The organism is Rhizobium mayense, from assembly GCF_030272705.1.
GTDB classification, from domain to species: domain Bacteria; phylum Pseudomonadota; class Alphaproteobacteria; order Rhizobiales; family Rhizobiaceae; genus Rhizobium; species Rhizobium mayense.
Genome location: NZ_JARFYM010000025.1, coordinates 1 through 19,877 on the forward strand (window position 1 = coordinate 1; position 19,877 = coordinate 19,877).

Below are 19,877 nucleotides of genomic sequence, written 5' to 3' on the forward strand. Positions count from 1 at the left end.
CGAGCCTTTCCGCGGCACAAACGGCGCACCGCCCGCGCGGTCCTTCTGGAGCATCGCCAGCGTCATCATCTCGGCGATCGTGTCGCTTGTGACGAGACCGACCAACTTACCCGCCGCATCCGTAACGCCGAGAGTGGCGGCGGAATTCTCCTGCATCAGCCTCAGCGCAGTGTCGGCGACGCCAGTAAGGAAGAAATCGAGCCAGGCCTCCCAAGTGCCCTGCTCGCGAACCACGTGAAGCAGTCGATAGCATTCTGCGATGGGTTTTTAGGTATCGGCTCGGATAGAGCAAAGGCTTGCGTTAAACCCCATTCATGCAAAGGTACAGCGTCACCAGCAAACGTCCAATTCGCCCATTTCCGTCTAGAAACGGATGAATTGTTTTGAATTGGACATGAAGAAGGCCCACCTTGAGAACGAACGGCAGACCTGTAACTCGCAATGGGGTAGTGCCCTTGTAAAGGGGCCACGGTTTCCGGCAGCAGGCTTCGACACGCGGGCGGATTTTGTTAAACTTTGGCGATTGCTTTTCTTACGCACTGGCTAAGCTAACCAGTGAGCCCCGGCTGTTCAACGGCAGCGATTTTTCTCAAACAGACATTCGAGAGACAACAGAAAAAGAACGCTAGCATTCCCTATCGAAGTCCATCACGACTGCTGCGGGTCCAAAAGGGCAACCTCGTGGTACAGCAAATCGCCACTGAAAAGCGACAGCTAGTCGCCTTGAACGAAATCGGATTGAAGACCCTCAAAAAGCTATCCTAATCTCACGATCACATGGTCAGCGAGCACTATGTAGCTTTGGAAGGCATCGTGTCTAAGCTGGATTTTGGTCCCAAGCTCCCACACTGACTGTTGTGCGCTGCGGCATTGGCACATTATCCTAGATCACGCCCGCAAGAGGCTTGGGCAACGGCGAGGCATACGAACTGCGCTTGCTGGTGGACAGGCCCAACGACACCAAAGCCTCAGCCTGCTTGACCGCTGCTGCGACACCATCCACGACGGGCACCTCATAGATCGATCGCAGCTCCCTTGCGAGATCGGTCATGCCGGCGCAGCCGAGCACGATGGCCTCAGCCCCATCTTCTGCAAGCGCCCGTTCGATTTCCGCCCGCAGCTTTGCGATTGCGCCGGAAGACGGGTCCTCAAGCTCGAGAACGGGAATATCCGAGGCGCGAACCTTGACCCGGCCGCCCATCCCGTAGCGTTGGATGAGATTGTCGATCAGGATGCGCGAGCGTTCGAGCGTCGTCACAACACTGAAGCGTTGCGCGAGGAAGCCGGCCGTCACAACAGCGGATTCACAGAGGCCGACGACCGGAACGTCACAAAACGTACGCGCTGCCTCCAACCCGGTATCGTCGAAGCAGCAGATGATTGCGGCGTCATAACCAGCGACCCGTCTCTCCTTAAGTTCACGCAGCATGCCCGGTACGGCAATGGCGCCGTCATAATAGCCCTCGATCGACGCCGGCCCCATTTGCGAGGTGGCTGCGATGATCTCGGTGTCGGCGCTCGCCACGGCACGTGCGACTATTGCCGCCTTCTCGGTCATGGAAGCAGTCGTATTCGGATTGATGAGCAAGAGGCGCATGATCTCAATTTTTCTTGGCTTGGCGGCGGCCGAGCATGGCCATGATGCCGAGCGCCATGAGAATGATGGTGAAGGAAAAGAGTGTCGTCACCGTTCCCAGTGCATAAAGCACGGGGGTCGTGACGTTGGTGGTCATGCCGTAGATTTCGAGCGGCAGCGTGTTGTAGGTGCCCGATGTCATCAGCGTACGCGCGAACTCGTCATAAGACAGCGTGAAGCCGAACAAGCCGACGCCGATCAGGCTCGGGGCGATCATCGGCAACACGATATGGCGAAAGGTCTGCCATGAGGTCGCGCCGAGATCGCGCGCCGCCTCCTCGTAAGTCGGCGAAAAGCGATTGAAGACGGCGAACATGATCAGCACGCCGAAGGGCAGCGTCCAGGTCAAATGCGCGCCGAAGCCTGAGGAATACCAGGCCGGAGCAAGACCGCCCTGCTGGAAGACAACGCCGATGCCGAGGGAGATGATGATGGACGGAACCACCAGGCTGGCAACCGTCGCGTAGAACAGTAGCGAGGCGCCGCGGAAGCGGCGCCGGAAGGCGAGGCCCGCCATCAGCGACACGACGACCGTTACGACCATCACCATCAGCCCGAGCATGAAGGATCGGCGGAACGAGGCGCCGAAATCGCCGACTGCCTGCTTCTCGAACAGGTTCGCAAACCAGTGCAGCGAGACACCGTTCAACGGGAAGGTCAGGCCGCCATCCGGTCCCTGGAAGGAGAGGATGAGGATCGCCGAAAGCGGCCCGTAGAGAAACATCACGAAGACGATGAAAAAGATCGCCAGGACATAGAATTCGAGACTGCGTTTTTCGCGGTTCATCTCAAAGCTCCTTGCGGATATCAACGACCCGCAGGATGGCGGCGACCATCAGAAGGACGAGGATCAGCAGCACCACGGCATTGGCAGCCGCCGCCGGATATTGCAGCAGCGACATCTGGTTTTTCATCATCAGAGCGATGGAGGCGCTCTGGCCGCCGGACATGACCTGCACAGTCGAAAAATCCGCCATCACCAGCGTGACGACGAAGATCGTGCCGATCGCCATTCCGGGCTTGGCAAGCGGGATCACCACGTTCCAAAGGATCTGCCAGCCGCTGGCGCCGGCGTCGCGCGCCGCTTCGAACAGCGAGCGGTCGATGCGCATCAGCGTGTTGAAGATCGGCGTCACCATGAACAGCGTATAGAGATGCACCATGGCAAGCACGACGGCGAAATCGGAATAGAGAAGCCATTCGATCGGCTTCGGAATAAGGCCCATCTGGATAAGCGTCGAATTGACAAGACCGTTGCGGCCGAGCACCGGGATCCAGGAGATCATGCGGATGATGTTCGACGTCATGAATGGCACGGTGCAGACTAGGAAAAGGACCATCTGCGTCGAGGTGCGGCGAACATGGAAGGCGAGGAAATAGGCGACCCAGAAGCCAATCACCAGCGTCAACGCCCAAACGATGGCCGTGAACTTCAGCGTATTGAGATAGGTCTTCCAGGTGACCCACGAACCCAGCGTATCGGTGTAGTTCGTGGTCAGGAAGGCGGGATAGAGACCTGCGAAATCATAGTCCCAGAAACTGACGACACCAATCATCGCGATCGGTAGCAGGAAGAAGAAGCCCAGGATCAGAAGGAGCGGCGCTGCTTGGAGATAGGAGATGAGCCAAAGCGGCACGCCGAAACCACCACCTGATTTCCCTGCTGCCTGGTCTGTCTTTGAGGAGGCGATCGTCGCCATGTTCCGGTCTCTCCGTTAGCGGCTTCCTCCCCCCGCTTGCGAGGAGAGGATTTGATTTGGGCGGCGATGCTTAAGCAGCGATAAACTCGTTCCAGCGGCGGACCATGTAGCGGTCCTCGTCCATCACCGAGTTCCAGCAGGCGACTGCGCCCATGCGGGCTTCGAAGGAACCGCCGTCGCGAACGGCGCCGGCCTTCTCCATGACCTTGCCTTCCGGAGACAGGATATCGCCCTGCGCCGGCTTGCCCTCGATCCAGTAGCCCCATTCGTCGGCCGACATGTACTGCTTGGCCGTTTCCATGCAGGCGGAGTAGTAACCCTGACGGTTGAGATAGCCGCCGACCCAGCCGGACGTGTACCAGTTGATGTATTCATAAGCGGCGTCGAGCTGTGCGCCCTTGAGGTGCGAGGCGAGGCCGAGGCCGCCGCCCCAGGCGCGATAACCTTCCTTGAGCGGCTGGAAGACGCAGGCGATCCCCTTGGAGCGGACAGCGGCAACGGCCGGCGACCACATGGACTGGATGACCACTTCGCCCGAGGCCATCAGGTTGACCGACTCGTCGAACGACTTCCAGAAGGCGCGGAATTGCCCGTCACCCTTGGTCTTGATCAGGAAGTCGATCGTCTTGTCGATCTCCGCCTTCGTCATGTTGCCCTTGTCGGCATATTTGATCTTGCCGGCGGCTTCCATGATCATCGCAGCATCCATGATGCCGATCGACGGGATGTTGAGGATCGCGGTCTTGCCCTTGAAGGCAGGATCGAGAATATCGGCCCAGCTCGTGATCGGCCGGCCGGTCAGATCCGGGCGGATGCCGAGCGTATCGGCGTTGTATATGGTCGGCACCATCGTCATCCACTGCGTCGGCTCCTTGGCGAATTTCTTGGAACCCTGCGCTTCGACGAAGCCGACCGTGTGCGGCGCCGTGCCCTGGGCGATGACACTGTCCGGCTTCAGCTTGCCGTTGATGAACAGCGGCACGATCTTGTCGTAATATTTGAGCTTCTTGACGTCCATCGGCTGCAGAACGCCGGTCGGGAAGACCTTCTTGGCGATCCAGTATTCGACGTCGGCAATGTCATAGCTGTCCGGCTGGGTGACGGCGCGCTGGGCGGCAGCGTCGGAATCGGTCGCCGTCATCTCCAGGGTGATGCCGAGATCGGCCTTGCACTTTTCGGCGATGGCATTGATGTTCGAAACGCCGGTGCCGAATTGGCGAAGCGTGATGTTGGATTGCGCCCAGATGGTCGGAAAGCCGGTGATGAGGCCGGAGCCGGCAATTGCGCCGGCAGCGGCGGCGCCGGTCTTTAGAAGTGAGCGGCGAGAGATTTCTTTGGCCGCCTTGGTGGTCTTCGTTTCAGTCGTCATATCAGTTCCCCTTTTGTGATGCTTAAATTCATGCGGAAACTCGGCCAAGGAGGATGACGTCCTCCGGAGCCCAGCTCAGAGACACCGCATCGCCGACCGATACGGGTTTGGCGAAGTAATCGCCGTCGCTCGCGATGACCGTGAAGTCGTCGCTGCCCGCGCCGATGACGGTGATCTTCACCGACGCGCCGCGATATTCGATGTTGGAAACGATGCCGTTGAAGCCGAGGGTCTTTTCCGAGGCCTCCTGCAGGCGCACACGGTCGGTGCGGATGCCAATATCGATGGCCTCGCTCACTCCCCTTCCCACTCCGCGCACGGAAAATGCCTGCCCCTCGGGCACAACCATCGTCAGCACGCCGTTTTCGCTGGATGCCACCCGGCCGGAGAGTACGTTATGATCGCCCATGAAGCGGGCAACGAAGGCCGTTGCCGGACGCTCGAAGACCTGACGCGGCGCGGCCGCCTGCTCGATCCTGCCGTCGTTCATGATGACGATGATATCGGCGAGCGCCATGGCTTCTTCCTGACTGTGCGTCACATGCACGAAGGTGATGCCAAGCGTCTTCTGCAGCTTCTTCAGCTCGGCGCGCATGCGGATCTTCAGGAACGGATCGAGCGCCGAGAGTGGCTCGTCGAGGAGCAGAGCCTCGGGATCGGTAATCAGCGCGCGCGCAAGCGCCACGCGTTGCTGCTGCCCGCCGGAAAGCTGCGCCGGGCGCCGCGTGGCATAGGCCTCCATCTGCATCAGCTTCAGCATGTCAAGCGCCTTGGCCCGGCGCTCGTCCTTGTTCACGCCCTTCATCTTCAGACTGAAGGCGACGTTGTCGATGAGGTCGAGATGCGGAAAAAGCGCGTAGGACTGGAACATCATGGCAGTGCCGCGCTTGGCCGGCGGGAAGTCGGTGACGACGACATTTCCAAGCCGGATATCGCCGGACGTGATGCTTTCATGGCCCGCGATCATGCGAAGGGTCGACGTCTTGCCGCAGCCGGACGGACCCAGAAAGCAGCAATAGGAACCAGCCGGGATCTTGAGACTTATGGCGTGGACAGCGGTCGTCGTACCATAAATCTTCGAAACGGATGCTATATCGATCTCTGCCGCTTTCGACATCGTGTCTCCCTCTGTTCGAGAAAGACGATGCATCTGCCGTGCCAGTTCTGTTGCGATGCACCAACCCTTTGTGAGTTATGGGCTTTTGCCGCTGCTTCCGCGAATGCCCATACGAAAGGCAAGCAGGTTTCTGCACATGAAATAGGCTTTCGTCTGCAATATGTGCATCGAATCGTATACAATTGTGCCCGCGATTCTGCGACAAAATCCATTTAACTTTTGCGACAAACACGGATATCATCACGCCGATTATCAGGTATCCGATTTCATGAACTCCCCAGCCGACGCGCTCCTGACGACAAACGATTCCACTGAAACCGGCGCACAGCAGATCCGCGATGCCATTCGCGAAGCGATCGTCGAGCGCAGGCTTTCACCGGGCACGAAACTTACGGAAAGCGATGTCGGCAATCTGTTCAACGTCAGCCGGACGTTGGCGCGCGCCGCTCTGCAGGCCCTATCCTATGAAGGGCTTGTCAGCGTCGAGAAAAACCGCGGCGCTTTCGTCGCCTATCCCTCGCCGGACGAAGCCCGGCAGATCTTCGCCGCCCGCCGTCTGGTGGAGCCGGGTATTCTCAGCGAAGTGGCGAAGAGGATCACGCCCCCACAGTTTCAACAGCTGAAGCAGCTCCTGCTCGAAGAAGGCCGGCTAATGAGCGAGCGCGGCCAGGCCGCACGCCGCGCCGAGATCAAGGCATCCGGCGATTTTCATCTCATGCTCGCCTCGATCTCCGGCAATTCGATCATGCAGCGCTTCATGGAGGAGCTTGTTGCCCGATCGTCGCTTGTGATCGCGCTCTATGGCCGATCAAGCGCCTCGAGCTGTGGCCACGCGGAGCACGGCGACATCATCGCCGCCATCGAGCGAAAGGATATCGAGAGGGCTTGTGATCTCATGCTCCACCATATTTCGCATATCGAGGCTGATCTCGATCTGCGCGAACGCAAGAGCATGGGCCTGAAGGAAGCCTTCGATCGCTGAAAGCGCGGCTTCTTGAGCGGTGATTTCCGGCGAGTGGCACTCATCTTGCATGAAAGTCCGGCGGCGGCGTTTTGGCTGCCCTGGTTCCAGGCGCGTTCGCCTACGGGATGAAATTTAGGGAGAATATCGTGACCGCATTCGACACTGTTTTCACGGGAGCGAGGCTGATCGACGGTTCCGTCAGCGACATCGGCGTCTCCGGCGGGCGGATCGCTTCGATCTCGGCGGCAGGCTCGGGCCAAGCAGCACTGGATATCGTCGATCTCGGCGGCGCGCTCGTCGTTCCGGGCTTCGTCGAAGGCCATATTCATCTGGACACCAGCTTCTACGGCGATTCCTGGGTGCCGCACAGGCCATGCACGAACGGTTTCGATGTGCACGAACGCGTGGCCTTCCAGGCGCAAAACATCGCCAAGGCGGCACCGATGGATGTCAGGGCGCGCAAGCAGCTGGATCTCTGCATTGCCAACGGCTGCACATCGATGCGCAGTCACGTCATGGTCGACGGTTCCGTGGGCCTGAAGTCGCTGGAAACGGTCCTGGCGGTGCGCGAGGAATATCGGGACCTGATCGATATTCAGCTCGTTGCCTTTCCCCAGAGCGGCATCCTTAAGAGCCCCGGAACGCCTGATCTACTCGACGAGGCCATGTCTCTCGGTGCGGATCTTGTCGGCGGCCTCGATCCTGCCAGTTTCGATCGCGACGTCGAAAGGCATCTCGACGTGGTATTTGGCGTGGCCGAGAAGCACGGCGCCGGCGTCGACATCCATCTGCATGACGCCGGGACGCTTGGCCTGTTCACCATCGAGCAGATTTGCGCGCGTACCCGCGTGCTTTCCATGGGAGGCCATGTCGCGATCAGCCACGCCTATGCGCTCGGCGACCTGACGCCGGATGCAGCAAAGCGTGCCGCTGTCATGCTATTCGAAAGTGGCGTTTCCATCATGACCAACGCGCCTGGCAACCATGCCTTTCCTCCTGTCGCGCTCTTGCGGGCCGAAGGCGTGACCGTTTTCAGCGGTAGTGACAATATCCGCGACTCTTGGTGGCCCTACGGCGATGGCGACATGCTGAGCCGTGCCATGATGATCGGCTATCGCTCGGGTTTCTACACCGATGACGAGCTTAGGGCCGCCTTCGACGTTGTAACTGTCGCCGGCGCGAAGGCGCTGAGGCTGGAGGGTTATGGACTGGAAGTCGGCGACAAGGCGGATTTCGTCACGCTGAAAGCTGAGCACATACCGGTCGCCGTCGTTTCCGTGCCGAAAGAGCGGTCGGTTTATAAGGCCGGCAGGTTGATCGCCCGTGACGGCGCAGTTCTTCGCGGCTGATCAGGCTTCACAGTCCAACGGCATTGAGACCTACCATGCTTGATCTTGTTATCGGGAATGTGCACATCGCAGACCAGCCGCATCCCGTCGACATCGGGCTCAGCGGTAGCCGAATTGCGGCCATCGAGCCGCACATCGCTGCCGATGCGCCGCGTCACGACATGTGCGGCCATTTCGCGTTCGGCGGCTTCGTCGATAGCCACATCCATCTCGACAAAGCCTGTATTCTGGACCGATGCATGATCTGCGAAGGCACGCTTGAGGAAGCGGTCCGCGAAACGGCAAAAGCCAAGGTTGGCTTCACGGTCGAGGATGTCCATGCTCGTGCCGCCCGTGTCGTCGAAAAAGCCATCGTCAACGGCACGATTGCGATGCGGGCCTTTGTCGAGATCGATCCTCGCGCCGGCTTCCGGTCCTTCGACGCGATCCGCCAGATCAAAAAGGAATTCGCGTGGGCGATCGACATTCAGATCTGCGCCTTTGCCCAGGAAGGATTGAACAACGAACCAGAGACTGCCGAGATGCTCGGCCAAGCGCTCATGTCAGGCGCGGACCTGATCGGTGGCTGCCCATATACCGATCCCGACCCTGATCGGCACATTCGCTGGATCTTCGATCTCGCCGAAAGGCATGACGTCGATGTCGACTTTCATCTCGACTTCGATCTCGATCCGAAAAATTCGGCAATTCCCTCGGTGATAGCCGAAACGCGGCGCCGCAACTACGCCGGCCGCGTCTCGATCGGCCACGTGACGAAACTGTCCGCAATGCCGAGAACGGCGGTCGAGGCGATTGCCGATCAACTTGGTGAGACCGGCATTGCCGTAACTGTCCTGCCGGCGACGGATATGTTTCTGCTCGGCCGCGAACGAGATCACCTCGTTCCGCGCGGGATCGCGCCGGCAATGCTTCTGGCCGGCAGAGGCGTTACGGTTACCGCGGCAACAAACAACGTTCTCAATCCCTTTACGCCCTATGGTGACGCATCTCTCAGCCGCATGGCCAATCTCTTTGCCAATGCCGCCCAACTTTCCAGGGACGAGGACGTGATCGTCGCCTTCGACATGGTCGCAACAAGCGCTGCACGTCTCATGCGGCGCGACCACACGCTCAAGCCTGGAAGCCCGGCCGACATTGTTATTCTCGACGCTGAAAATGCCTGTTCCGCGATCCGCGAAATCGGCCTGCCACTGGCGGGCTGGAAGGGCGGGCGGCAGACGTTCTCAAGGCCCAAACCCAATCTCATCTGGCCGACTCGATAGAGCTCCTGGATTATTTTGATTGCCGAACGCTCTACGGTGCCGCGCCTTGACCTTTCTGAAGCTGACGCATGAGCAGAAGGACTGCTTTCCTATTCCCGCGGCTTTGAATCGGGGCATCGACAACGGAACCGTCGGCATCAAGGCGCCCCCGTGCCCGAGCTTGGCCTGGAAAGCCGACGAATTCCGCGATAGTGATCAAACCGTAAGGTGCCGTCTCGCCTCCTGGGTATCCAGCGTCTCCGCCAGGCCTTCGTGGACGATCTCCCCGCGGTCCATGATATAGACGTAATCGGCAAGCTCGCGGCAAAAATCGAGGTATTGCTCGACCAGCAGGATCGCCATGCCGGTAGAACCCCTGAGATAACGGATAGCCCGGCCGATATCCTTGATGATCGACGGTTGAATGCCTTCGGTCGGCTCATCCAACACCAGTATTTTTGGCCGCATCACCATCGCACGGCCGATCGCCAGTTGCTGCTGCTGGCCGCCGGAAAGATCGCCGCCACGGCGCGACAGCATGGATTTCAGCACCGGAAACAGATTGTAGATGTCCTCGGGAATGGTGCGTTCGCGGCGCGGCACCGATGCGAAGCCGGTCTCCAGGTTCTCCTTGACAGTCAGCAGCGGAAAGATTTCGCGCCCCTGCGGCACATAGCCGATGCCCTGCTTGGCGCGGGCAAAAGGCGCCATGCCGTTCAGCGTCACGCCGTTGAAGGTGACCGAACCCGCCGACAGCGCATGCTGGCCGGTGACCGCGCGCAGCAGCGAACTCTTGCCGACACCGTTGCGTCCGAGCACGCAGGTAATCTTACCCATTTCCGCCTTGATCGAGATGCCACGCAGCGCCTGGGCGGCGCCATAATGCAGATTTGCGTTTTCGACTGTCAGCATTTCATCGCCCCAAATAATTCTCGATCACCTTCGGATCGTTGCTGACGAAATCGATCGAGCCTTCGGCCAATACCGAGCCTTCCGCCAGGCACGTCACCTTGACGTCGAGGTCGCGGATGAAGCCCATGTCGTGCTCGACCACCACCACGGAACGCGTCTTGGCGATCTCCTTCAGGAGCACCGCCGTCTCGGCCGTCTCGGCATCTGTCATGCCGGCCACAGGCTCGTCGACCAGAAGCAGCTTCGGCTCCTGGGCGAGCAGCATGCCGATTTCCAGCCATTGCTTCTGCCCATGCGAAAGATTGGCTGCCAGCTCATCGCTCCGGTGGGAAAGGCGCACCGTGTCGAGGATTTCGCGGATGCGGTCACGATCTTCCGGCGTCAGGCGATAAAAGAGCGTCGAGAAAACGCCGCGCTTGCGGTTGAGCGCCAGCTCGAGATTGTCCCAGACGGTATGGCTTTCGAAGACGGTCGGCTTCTGGAACTTGCGGCCGATTCCGAGTTGGGCGATATCGGCCTCGTCCTTCTTGGTGAGATCGATCTGGCCGTTGAAGAACACCTCACCCTCGTCGGGCCGGGCCTTGCCGGTGACGATATCCATCATCGTCGTCTTGCCGGCGCCGTTCGGGCCGATGATGGCGCGAAGCTCCCCCGGCTCGATGACGATCGACAGCGAATTCAGCGCCTTGAAGCCGTCGAAGGAGACGGAGACGTTGTTGAGATAAAGCATGCTGTTGGGCTTGATGTCCGGGATCATGGTCTCACTCCGCCGCCTGGATCGTCGTTTTACCGGCTTCCGCTTCCTCAGCTTTGGGCTTCGTGCTGACTGACTTGCAACCACTACCGATATATTGCGCCACCGTACCAACGATGCCCTTGGGCAGGAGCAGTGTCACCGCGACGAAGAGGCCGCCAAGGGCAAAGAGCCAGAAATTGGGGAACAGGCCGGTGAAAATCGTTTTGCCGCCATTGACGAGGATGGCGCCGATGATCGGGCCGATCAGCGTCGCCCGGCCACCGACCGCCGTCCAGATGACCACTTCGATCGAATTGGCGGGCGCGAATTCGCCGGGATTGATGATGCCGATCTGCGGCACGTAGAGGGCACCGGCAATGCCGGCCATCATCGCCGATATCACAAAGACGAAGAGCTTCATGTGCTCGACGCGGTAACCCAAGAAGCGCGTCCGGCTTTCGGCGTCACGAACGCCGACTAGCACTTTGCCGAACTTCGACCGCACGATCGCGGACGACAGGATCAGCGCCAGCGCCAGAAACAGCGCGGTGACGGCAAAGAGTACGGCGCGCGTGCCATCGGCTTGAATGTTGAAGCCGAGAATATCCTTGAAATCGGTCAGGCCGTTGTTGCCGCCGAAGCCCATGTCGTTGCGGAAGAAGGCGAGCAGCAGCGCATAGGTCATCGCCTGCGTGATGATCGACAGATAGACGCCATTGACGCGAGAGCGGAAAGCGAACCAACCGAAGACGAAGGCGAGCAGGCCAGGTGCTGCCAGCACCATGATCATCGCAAACCAGAAATGATCGAAGCCGTACCAGAACCAGGGCAGCTCCTTCCAGTTCAGGAACACCATGAAGTCCGGCAGGATAGGATTGCCGTAAGTGCCGCGCGAGCCAATCTGCCGCATCAGATACATGCCCATCGCATAGCCGCCGAGCGCGAAGAAGGCGCCATGGCCGAGCGAGAGAATGCCGCAATAGCCCCAGACCAGATCGAGTGCCAAGGCCAGCAGCGCGTAGGTCAGATATTTGCCGAATAGGGACATAAGATAGGTCGGTGTGTGCAGCGGGCTGGTTTCCGGCAGAGCCAGGTTCGACAGCGGTACGAGGAGAGCGATGGCGATCAATGTCGCAATGGCGATGCTGATACGGCGATCGAGCGAACGGAGGAGAAAGGCTGTGATCATGCTTCCACCGCCCTTCCCTTGAGGGCGAAGAGCCCGCGCGGACGTTTCTGGATAAAGAGGATGATGAGGACGAGAACCAGGATCTTGCCGAGTACAGCCCCCGCATAGGGTTCGAGGAACTTGTTGAGGATGCCGAGCGAGAAGGCGCCGACCAGCGTTCCCCAGAGATTGCCGACGCCGCCGAAGACGACAACCATGAAACTGTCGATGATGTAGCCCTGCCCAAGGTTTGGCGAGACGTTGTCGATCTGCGAGAGCGCAACGCCTGCCATCCCCGCAATGCCCGACCCCAGGGCAAAGGTGAAAGCGTCGAGCCAGGGCGTGCGAATGCCCATGGAGGACGCCATGCGCCGATTCTGCGTCACCGCCCGCATCTGCAGCCCAAAGGCCGAGCGCTTCAGCAGCAACAGCAGGGCGACGAAGACGCCGAGCGCGAAAACGATGATCCAGAGACGGTTCCAGGTGATCGAGAGATAACCAAGATCGAAGGAACCCGACATCCAGGAGGGATTGCCGACTTCCTGATTGGTAGGCCCGAAGATCGAGCGCACGGCCTGCTGCAGGATCAGTGAGATGCCCCAGGTGGCGAGCAGCGTTTCCAACGGCCGGCCGTAGAGGAAACGGATGACACCGCGCTCGATGACCAGGCCGACGGCGCCGGTGACCAGAAATGCCACCGGCAGGGCGATTGCCAGCGACCAGTCGAAGAGTTCCGGATAGGAACTGCGGATGACGCTCTGAACCATGAATGTGGAATAGGCGCCGAGCATGACCATCTCGCCATGCGCCATGTTGATGATGCCCATGACGCCGAAGGTGATGGCAAGCCCGATTGCGGCAAGCAGCAGCACCGAGCCAAGCGAGAGACCATACCAGACATTCTGCACCGCATCCCAGATCGCCAATTGGCTCTGGATGCTGGCAATCGCCGCCGCGACATCGGGCTTCAGGCTGTCATCGACGGAAACCGAGGACAGAACACCGATCGCATCGCGCCCGCCTTCGTTCTTGATCGTCTCGATCGCCGCCTTCTTCTGCTCCGGCGAACGATCAGAGCTGAGCACGGCAACGGCGCGCGCCCTCTCGAGTACGCCGCGGATTTCGCCGTCCTTTTCGCTCTGCAACGCCGCTTCCAGCGCCTCCAGCGAATCCGAGCTCGGCGCTTTCAAAACGGATTGCGCGGCCTCCAGTCGAACGCCGCGATCCGGGCTCATCAGCGTCAGGCCGCCGAGCGCCGCACGGACCGAGCGACGAAGATTGTTGTTGATCTTGATCTTGCTGAGATTGCCCTTGGCTTCCTGGCCGGCCGCCTGCCCGGTCAACGGATCGACCAAGGCCATGCCATCACCGGAAGATTTGGCGATGAAGACTTGATTGTCGGATTTGCGGACATAGAGATCACCGTCCGAAAAGGCCTGCAGCGCCGGAACTACCTTGGGATCGCCGGTCTTGGCCAGGTTCTTCACAATCTCGTCGGCCTGCTGGAAGTTTGCCGGACCCAGCGCATTGATGAGGCTATACGCATCCTCCTCGGCGCGCAGCGCGGTCGCCGCCAGCACCAGCATCAGGCAAAAGCCGGCGGCAAACGCCAGAGCCTTGCGGTGAATGAATTTGTCGAACATCGCACGTCCCCTCATGCTGTCGCGGGCAGAGGAGCCTGCCCGCGACGATCTGCGCGCATGATCCCGAAAAGTGCGAAGCGGTTTTCGGATAAGATCATGCGACATCAAGGAATTATTCGAGGCGGCCCAGCGCCGCCTCGATATCGGACGGAACTCAGGAACCCTTGCCGCCGCACTTGCCGGTGGTAACGTTGAAGTTGCCGCAGTTCATCGGCATGCGCCAATCCGAGATCAGATCCTTGCTGTCAGGCAGGTAATCCGACCATTCCTTGCCGACCACCGCAGGGGTCTGCGAAACGACATCGAACTGGCCGTTTTCCTGCACTTCGCCGATCAGCACGGGCTTGGTGATGTAATGGTTAGGCATCATGGTGGCGTAGCCGCCGGTAAGGTTTGGAACGGAAACGCCGACGAGCGCGTCGATCACCTTGTCCGGATCGGTCGTACCGGCCTTCTCGACGGCCTTCACCCACATGTTGAAGCCGATGTAGGCAGCTTCCATCGGATCGTTGGTTACCCGCTTGTCGTTCTTGGTATAGGCGTGCCATTCCTTGATGAATTCGGCATTGGCAGGCGTATCGACGGACTGGAAATAGTTCCAGGCGGCAAGATGGCCGACCAGCGGCTTGGTGTCGACGCCGGCGAGCTCTTCTTCGCCGACGGAGAAAGCGACGACCGGAATGTCTTCCGCCTTGACGCCCTGGTTGCCGAGTTCCTTGTAGAAAGGAACATTGGCGTCGCCATTGATGGTGGAGACGACCGCGGTCTTCTTGCCGGCCGAGCCGAAGGCCTTGATCTTGGAGACTTCCGTCTGCCAGTCAGAAAAGCCGAACGGCGTGTAGTTGATGATGATGTCTTCGTCCTTGACGCCCTTGGACTTCAGGTAGGCTTCAAGGATCTTGTTGGTCGTGCGCGGATAGACGTAGTCGGTGCCTTCAAGAACCCAGCGCTGCACGCCCTCGTTCTGCATCAGGTAATCGACAGCGGGGATCGCCTGCTGGTTCGGCGCGGCACCGGTATAGAACACGTTGCGCTCCGACTCTTCACCCTCGAACTGCACGGGGTAGAACAGGATCGAGTCCAGTTCCTTGAACACCGGCAGGACAGACTTGCGCGACACCGAGGTCCAGCAACCGAACACGGCCGAAACCTTGTCCTTCTGGATCAGCTCACGAGCTTTTTCGGCAAACAGCGGCCAGTCGGACGCCGGGTCGACGACGACGGGCTCCAGTTTCTTGCCGAGAACGCCGCCCTTCTTGTTCTGCTCGTCGATGAGCATCAGCATGGCATCCTTCAGCGTCGTTTCCGAAATCGCCATGGTGCCGGAAAGCGAATGGAGAACGCCGACCTTGATGGTGTCGTCGGCGGCAAAAGCTCCATGCAACGCGGTCGTCGACATGATGGCGCCCAGAAGCGCGCCGGAGACAAGAGTCCTCAGTTTCATGCGTAGTTCCCCTCTTTTTGTCTGCCGCAACGGCTCGTAAACGAAGATTAACCGTTGCCTTCCGCGACTATCCGGCAGCACCAGGGGATTCCACATACGTAATATGACGTAGGAAGCGGGGCGAAATGTGCAGCATATTAGCAGTCCACACACTTAAGGACTGCGGCGATCCGTGTTACGTCATGAATTACAGTTGCCAAACTATTTGGGGCAAGACTGCTGAAGGGTGGGCATGGCAGCGCGGCAACGCATCATTCCGGTGAGACGCGAATATAACCGCTGGGTCGCAAACCAGACATTGGAAGACTATGCCCTGCGCTTCACCGCCAAAAGTGCCCGGCAATTTTCCTCGCAGCGTATTTCGCAGACGGCGATCGGCGCCATCTCTTTCCTGGCGCTGGAGGCGATCGGCGGCGCCATCACGCTCTCTTACGGCACGACCAATGCCTTCTACGCCATTATCGTTGCCAGCATCGCTATGCTGGCGATCGGCCTCCCGATCAGCCGCTATGCCATCCGGCATGGCGTCGATATCGATCTTCTGACGCGCGGCGCGAGCTTCGGTTATATCGGCTCGACCATCACCTCGCTGATCTATGCCAGCTTCACCTTCATGCTGTTTGCCATCGAAGCCTCGATCATGTCGGGGGCGCTGGAACTGACGCTGGGCATACCTTTGTGGATCGGCTATATCATCAGCGCTGTCATGGTCATTCCACTGGTGACGCATGGCGTCCGTCTGATCAGCCGGTTTCAACTCCTGACGCAGCCGTTCTGGATCGTTCTCAATATCCTGCCCTTCATCTTCATCGCCTTTTCCGATTGGGGAAAGTTCGACCTCTGGCGCGCTTTCGCCGGCATACATCATGCGTCCAGCACATCCGGAACCGCCGCTCCCTTCGATCTCGTTGAATTCGGCGCCGCTTCCGCCGTGATCCTGGCGCTGATGTCGCAGATCGGCGAACAGGCCGACTTTCTGCGCTTCCTGCCGCCGGAAGGCCGCCGCAAGTGGCGGCACCGCCTGGTGATCTTCCTCGCTGGTCCCGGCTGGGTGCTCATCGGCGCGCTGAAGCTGCTGGCTGGCTCCTTCCTCGTCGTGCTGACGCTAAGTTCCGATGTTCCGGCGGACCGCGCCGCTGATCCGGCACAGATGTATCTGACTGCTTTCGGCTATATGATCCCCTGGCACAGCGCCGCCCTATTGCTGATGGCCGCTTTCGTCGTGGTTTCGCAGCTCAAGATCAATGTGATGAATGCCTATGCTGGCTCGCTCGCCTGGTCGAATTTCTTCTCGCGTCTGACCCACAGCCATCCCGGCCGCGTCATCTGGCTGGTTTTCAACGTCGCCATCGCCCTGCTGCTGATGGAACTCGGCATCTACAGGCTGTTGGAAGAGACGCTCGGCATCTTCTCGATCATCGCCATGGCGTGGCTCTGCACGATTTCCGCCGACCTCTTCATCAACAAGCCGCTCGGCCTTGCTCCCCCCGGCATCGAATTCAAGCGCGCCCATCTCTACGACATCAACCCTGTGGGCTTGGGGACCATGGCACTCTCGGCAACGATTGCCCTTATCGCCCATTTCGGCGCCCTTGGCGCAGTCGCCGCCTCGCTTGCCCCCTACATCACCTTGGTCATTGCCCTCATCGCCTCCCCCACGCTCGCCTGGGCGACCAAGGGAAAATTCTATCTCGCCCGCAAGCCGCGCCAGAGCTGGAAGAACCTCGCCACCATCACCTGCTCGGTCTGCGAGCATCCTTTCGAGCCGGAGGACATGGCCTGGTGCCCGGCCTATGCCGCGCCGATCTGTTCGCTCTGCTGCTCGCTTGACAGCCGCTGCCACGACATGTGCAAACCGAAAGCACGGCTCAATACGCAGGTCGGCACGGTCGCCAAGACCCTGCTGCCGGAGACCGTCGTCGCCAAGCTTGCCACCCGTCTTGGCCGCTACGGCATCGCCGTTGCGGTGGCGCTGACAGCCGTGGGCGCCATCCTGGCGATGATCGCGCATCAGGTCGGCTCCGCTTCGCCCGAGACGGCGCAAGTGGTCGACCGCACCATCTTGATCGTCTTCTTCGTTTTCGCCGTCATCGCCGGCGTCGTGTGCTGGTTCTACGTGCTCGCTCACGACAGCCGCGTTGTTGCCGAAGAAGAATCCTCCCGGCAGAACACTCTTTTGCTTAAGGAAATCGCCGCGCACAAGAAGACGGACGCGGCTTTGCAGAGCGCCAAGGAGGCGGCGGAAGCTGCCAACCGCGCCAAGAGCCGCTACGTCGTCGGCTTAAGCCACGAATTGCGCACGCCGCTCAATGCGGTGCTCGGCTATGCCCAGATTCTCGAGCGCGACGAAACCATTCCTGCGCCACGGCAATCATCGCTGAAGGTCATCCGCCGCAGCGCCGAACATCTTTCCGGCCTGATCGACGGGCTGCTGGATATTTCCAAGATCGAGGCCGGCCGGCTGCAGGTCTATTCCAACGAGATCAACATTCAGGATTTTCTCGACCAGATCGTCGACATGTTCCGCCCGCAGGCGCAGGCCAAGGGTCTTACTTTCATCCATGAACGATCCGCTGCCCTGCCCGATTATGTCCGCACCGACGAAAAGCGGCTCCGGCAGATCCTCGTCAACCTGCTCTCCAACGCCATCAAGTTCACCGACACGGGCAGCGTGCGTTTTGAAGTCGGCTATCGCAGCCAGGTCGCGAGCTTCACCATCGCCGACACCGGGCGCGGCATTGCCGAGAAGGATCTCACCCGCATCTATGAGCCCTTCCAGCGTGGCGATGCCGACAGCGTCCGCCCCATGCCAGGCCTCGGCCTTGGACTGACCATCACCCGACTGCTTACCAATACGCTCGGCGGCGAGATCTCCGTCGCCAGCGAAAAGGACAAGGGCTCGACTTTCAAAGTGCGCCTGATGCTATCGGCGGTGATCCGGCCGATGAAGCCGCCGGCGCAGGAGCAGAAGATAGTCAGCTATGAAGGCGCGCGCCGCACCATCGTCATCGTCGACGATAACGAAGATCATCGCGAGCTGATGCGCGAAGTGCTGTCGCCCCTCGATTTCATCGTGCTGACGGCCGCCGGCGGGCCAGACTGTCTGACGCTGATCGAGGGCATCAAACCGGATCTTTTCCTGGTCGATATCTCCATGCCGGGCATGAACGGTTGGCAACTGGTCTCGCGGCTCAGGGAAAACGGCCAGATGGCGCCGATCCTCATGTTGTCCGCCAATATCGGCGATGGCGCTGCCGCCAAGGACAGCGACGACAGCCATAATGACGCCATCGCCAAACCGATCGATATCCGCCAGCTTCGCGACAAGCTAGCGCTGCATCTCGGCCTAAGGTGGATCTATGCCGATGGTTCCGCACCTGTCTTGCAAAAACCCATGCACCCGATGAAGGGCCCGGGGATAGAGCATGTACGCGAGTTGATACGGCTTGGCGAAATCGGCTATGTCAGAGGCATCGAAGCGAAGCTAGCGGATCTTGCCAAGCTCGATCAGAACCAACCGTTCACCGATGCTTTGCGCACCTATGTTCAAGCCTTCGATATCGACGGGTTTCTGAACTTCCTGCACAGAATCGACAATGAAGAGGTAGAACCGATTGGCTGAGCCCGCCCTTCCCCGCGATATAGTCTTGCTTGTGGACGATTCGCCGGAGGCACTCGGTTTCCTGACCGACGCCCTGGAGCAGTCGGGCTTCTCCGTGCTCATCGCAACATCGGGGTTAGCGGCGCTGAACATCGTCGAACGCATCACGCCGGACCTGATCCTGCTCGATGCCTTGATGCCATCCATGGACGGCTTCGAGACCTGTCGGCGGCTGAAGGCGAACGCCGGCATAGCCCAGATTCCCGTGGTGTTCATGACCGGCCTGACCGAAACCGAGCACGTGGTGCATGCGCTGGAATCAGGTGGCGTCGACTACCTCACCAAGCCGATCAACGTCGATGAACTGCGCGCCCGCATCCGCGTCCATTTGCGCAATGCCCGCTCCGCCCAGAGCGCCCGCGTTGCGCTCGACGCCGCTGGGCGACATCTGCTGGCGGCCAAAGGCGATGGCGCTATTCATTGGTCGACTCCGCAAGCGACGCGCCTCGTCAATGCCGCGACCGGCAGCGACGACGGCCTCGATTTTGTGGCCAAACACATCGCTACCTTCATGCGCGAGCGCGAACGGCCGGGACCGGCACGCGACAACCTGCTGTCCATCAGCAATGGCGGCCAAGCGGCTCTGCAGCTCGCTTTCCTCGGTGCGATTGGCCCGGACGAATATCTTTTCCGCCTCACCGCGACCAACCAGCGCGCAGACGACGACGTGCTGCGCCAGCATTTTGCGCTGACGCAGCGCGAATCCGAAGTCTTGCTCTGGATTGCCAAGGGGAAATCGAACCGCGATATCGGCGAGATCCTGGGACTTTCCGCGCGGACCGTGAACAAACATCTGGAGCAGATCTACGTGAAACTCGGTGTGGAGAATCGGGCATCGGCAGCAGTGAGAGCTGCATATGTCCTGTATGAGGCTTAGGGGCGGGATCCGGCCGGTTGGGGGGTCTTTAACAGACTATCGGGAATTTAGTCCCAGTGT

General features: G+C 59.9%; 15 protein-coding genes and 2 pseudogenes. 6 read left to right on the plus strand and 11 right to left on the minus strand.

The window, feature by feature from the left end; translation table 11 throughout:
- Positions 1-415: pseudogene (locus PY649_RS35180) on the minus strand (Fic family protein); the annotation flags it as partial.
- Positions 416-509: 94 nt separating this feature from the next.
- Here PY649_RS35180 and PY649_RS24325 point away from each other — a divergent pair.
- Positions 510-629, plus strand: a pseudogene (locus PY649_RS24325) (PIN domain nuclease); the annotation flags it as partial.
- Positions 630-883: 254 nt separating this feature from the next.
- Here PY649_RS24325 and PY649_RS24330 read toward each other — a convergent pair.
- The 5 genes from PY649_RS24330 to PY649_RS24350 all read right to left on the minus strand — a co-directional run bounded on the left by PY649_RS24330 (position 884) and on the right by PY649_RS24350 (position 5,822).
- Positions 884-1,597 carry an aspartate/glutamate racemase family protein gene (locus tag PY649_RS24330; protein ID WP_285871368.1) on the minus strand — a complete coding sequence of 238 codons (714 nt, stop codon included), beginning with the start codon at positions 1,595-1,597 and terminating at the stop codon, positions 884-886.
- Between the two features lie 4 nt (positions 1,598-1,601).
- Positions 1,602-2,423, minus strand: a complete 822-nt coding sequence (locus tag PY649_RS24335) for an ABC transporter permease (RefSeq protein ID WP_285871370.1) — start codon at positions 2,421-2,423, stop codon at positions 1,602-1,604.
- Between the two features lies 1 nt (position 2,424).
- Positions 2,425-3,336 (minus strand): ABC transporter permease, encoded by a 912-nt coding sequence (locus PY649_RS24340; RefSeq protein ID WP_285871372.1) that lies wholly within the window; start codon positions 3,334-3,336, stop codon positions 2,425-2,427.
- Positions 3,337-3,406: 70 nt separating this feature from the next.
- Positions 3,407-4,705, minus strand: a complete 1,299-nt coding sequence (locus PY649_RS24345) for an ABC transporter substrate-binding protein (RefSeq protein ID WP_285871373.1) — start codon at positions 4,703-4,705, stop codon at positions 3,407-3,409.
- A gap of 28 nt (positions 4,706-4,733) precedes the next feature.
- On the minus strand, positions 4,734-5,822 hold the full coding sequence (locus PY649_RS24350; protein ID WP_285871374.1) for an ABC transporter ATP-binding protein: 1,089 nt from the start codon (positions 5,820-5,822) through the stop codon (positions 4,734-4,736).
- 268 nt (positions 5,823-6,090) lie between these two features.
- Here PY649_RS24350 and PY649_RS24355 point away from each other — a divergent pair, with 268 nt between their 5' ends.
- From PY649_RS24355 to PY649_RS24365, 3 genes are all read left to right on the plus strand, one after another.
- The gene (locus PY649_RS24355) at positions 6,091-6,804 is read left to right on the plus strand and encodes a GntR family transcriptional regulator (protein WP_285871375.1); all 714 of its coding nucleotides are present in this window, start codon (positions 6,091-6,093) and stop codon (positions 6,802-6,804) included.
- Between the two features lie 128 nt (positions 6,805-6,932).
- A complete protein-coding gene (locus PY649_RS24360; protein ID WP_285871376.1) occupies positions 6,933-8,135 on the plus strand; it encodes an amidohydrolase family protein in 1,203 nt (400 codons plus the stop codon).
- Positions 8,136-8,170: 35 nt separating this feature from the next.
- On the plus strand, positions 8,171-9,397 hold the full coding sequence (locus tag PY649_RS24365; protein ID WP_285871377.1) for an amidohydrolase family protein: 1,227 nt from the start codon (positions 8,171-8,173) through the stop codon (positions 9,395-9,397).
- Positions 9,398-9,592: 195 nt separating this feature from the next.
- Here PY649_RS24365 and urtE read toward each other — a convergent pair whose 3' ends face one another.
- The 5 genes from urtE to urtA all read right to left on the minus strand — a co-directional run bounded on the left by urtE (position 9,593) and on the right by urtA (position 15,279).
- The gene (gene urtE, locus PY649_RS24370; protein ID WP_285871379.1) at positions 9,593-10,288 is read right to left on the minus strand and encodes an urea ABC transporter ATP-binding subunit UrtE; all 696 of its coding nucleotides are present in this window, start codon (positions 10,286-10,288) and stop codon (positions 9,593-9,595) included.
- Between the two features lies 1 nt (position 10,289).
- Positions 10,290-11,045, minus strand: a complete 756-nt coding sequence (gene urtD / locus PY649_RS24375) for an urea ABC transporter ATP-binding protein UrtD (RefSeq protein WP_285871380.1) — start codon at positions 11,043-11,045, stop codon at positions 10,290-10,292.
- Between the two features lie 4 nt (positions 11,046-11,049).
- Complete coding sequence (gene urtC / locus PY649_RS24380) at positions 11,050-12,213, minus strand: urea ABC transporter permease subunit UrtC (protein ID WP_285871381.1); 1,164 nt, start codon at positions 12,211-12,213, stop codon at positions 11,050-11,052.
- On the minus strand, positions 12,210-13,835 hold the full coding sequence (gene urtB / locus PY649_RS24385) for an urea ABC transporter permease subunit UrtB (RefSeq protein ID WP_285871382.1): 1,626 nt from the start codon (positions 13,833-13,835) through the stop codon (positions 12,210-12,212). Before urtB ends, urtC begins: the two co-directional genes overlap by 4 nt.
- Positions 13,836-13,989: 154 nt before the next feature.
- Positions 13,990-15,279, minus strand: a complete 1,290-nt coding sequence (gene urtA, locus PY649_RS24390) for an urea ABC transporter substrate-binding protein (RefSeq protein WP_285871383.1) — start codon at positions 15,277-15,279, stop codon at positions 13,990-13,992.
- 232 nt (positions 15,280-15,511) lie between these two features.
- Between urtA and PY649_RS24395 the strand changes: the two genes are divergently transcribed.
- Together PY649_RS24395 and PY649_RS24400 are read left to right on the plus strand one after the other, a co-directional pair.
- Complete coding sequence (locus PY649_RS24395; protein ID WP_285871384.1) at positions 15,512-18,901, plus strand: hybrid sensor histidine kinase/response regulator; 3,390 nt, start codon at positions 15,512-15,514, stop codon at positions 18,899-18,901.
- Positions 18,894-19,817: a response regulator transcription factor gene (locus PY649_RS24400; protein WP_285871385.1), complete on the plus strand. Its 924-nt coding sequence runs from the start codon at positions 18,894-18,896 to the stop codon at positions 19,815-19,817. The genes PY649_RS24395 and PY649_RS24400 overlap by 8 nt, the downstream gene beginning before the upstream one ends.
- The last annotated feature ends 60 nt before the right edge of the window (positions 19,818-19,877 follow it).

Coding starts and splice junctions, on each gene's coding strand:
- urtD (WP_285871380.1), bottom strand. CDS start 11,045: ATGATCCCGGACATCAAGCCCAACAGCATGCTTTATCTCAACAACGTC.
- PY649_RS24355 (WP_285871375.1), top strand. CDS start 6,091: ATGAACTCCCCAGCCGACGCGCTCCTGACGACAAACGATTCCACTGAA.
- PY649_RS24340 (WP_285871372.1), bottom strand. CDS start 3,336: ATGGCGACGATCGCCTCCTCAAAGACAGACCAGGCAGCAGGGAAATCA.
- urtE (WP_285871379.1), bottom strand. CDS start 10,288: ATGCTGACAGTCGAAAACGCAAATCTGCATTATGGCGCCGCCCAGGCG.
- PY649_RS24350 (WP_285871374.1), bottom strand. CDS start 5,822: ATGTCGAAAGCGGCAGAGATCGATATAGCATCCGTTTCGAAGATTTAT.
- PY649_RS24335 (WP_285871370.1), bottom strand. CDS start 2,423: ATGAACCGCGAAAAACGCAGTCTCGAATTCTATGTCCTGGCGATCTTT.
- urtA (WP_285871383.1), bottom strand. CDS start 15,279: ATGAAACTGAGGACTCTTGTCTCCGGCGCGCTTCTGGGCGCCATCATG.
- PY649_RS24395 (WP_285871384.1), top strand. CDS start 15,512: ATGGCAGCGCGGCAACGCATCATTCCGGTGAGACGCGAATATAACCGC.
- PY649_RS24365 (WP_285871377.1), top strand. CDS start 8,171: ATGCTTGATCTTGTTATCGGGAATGTGCACATCGCAGACCAGCCGCAT.
- PY649_RS24330 (WP_285871368.1), bottom strand. CDS start 1,597: ATGCGCCTCTTGCTCATCAATCCGAATACGACTGCTTCCATGACCGAG.
- urtC (WP_285871381.1), bottom strand. CDS start 12,213: ATGATCACAGCCTTTCTCCTCCGTTCGCTCGATCGCCGTATCAGCATC.
- urtB (WP_285871382.1), bottom strand. CDS start 13,835: ATGTTCGACAAATTCATTCACCGCAAGGCTCTGGCGTTTGCCGCCGGC.
- PY649_RS24345 (WP_285871373.1), bottom strand. CDS start 4,705: ATGACGACTGAAACGAAGACCACCAAGGCGGCCAAAGAAATCTCTCGC.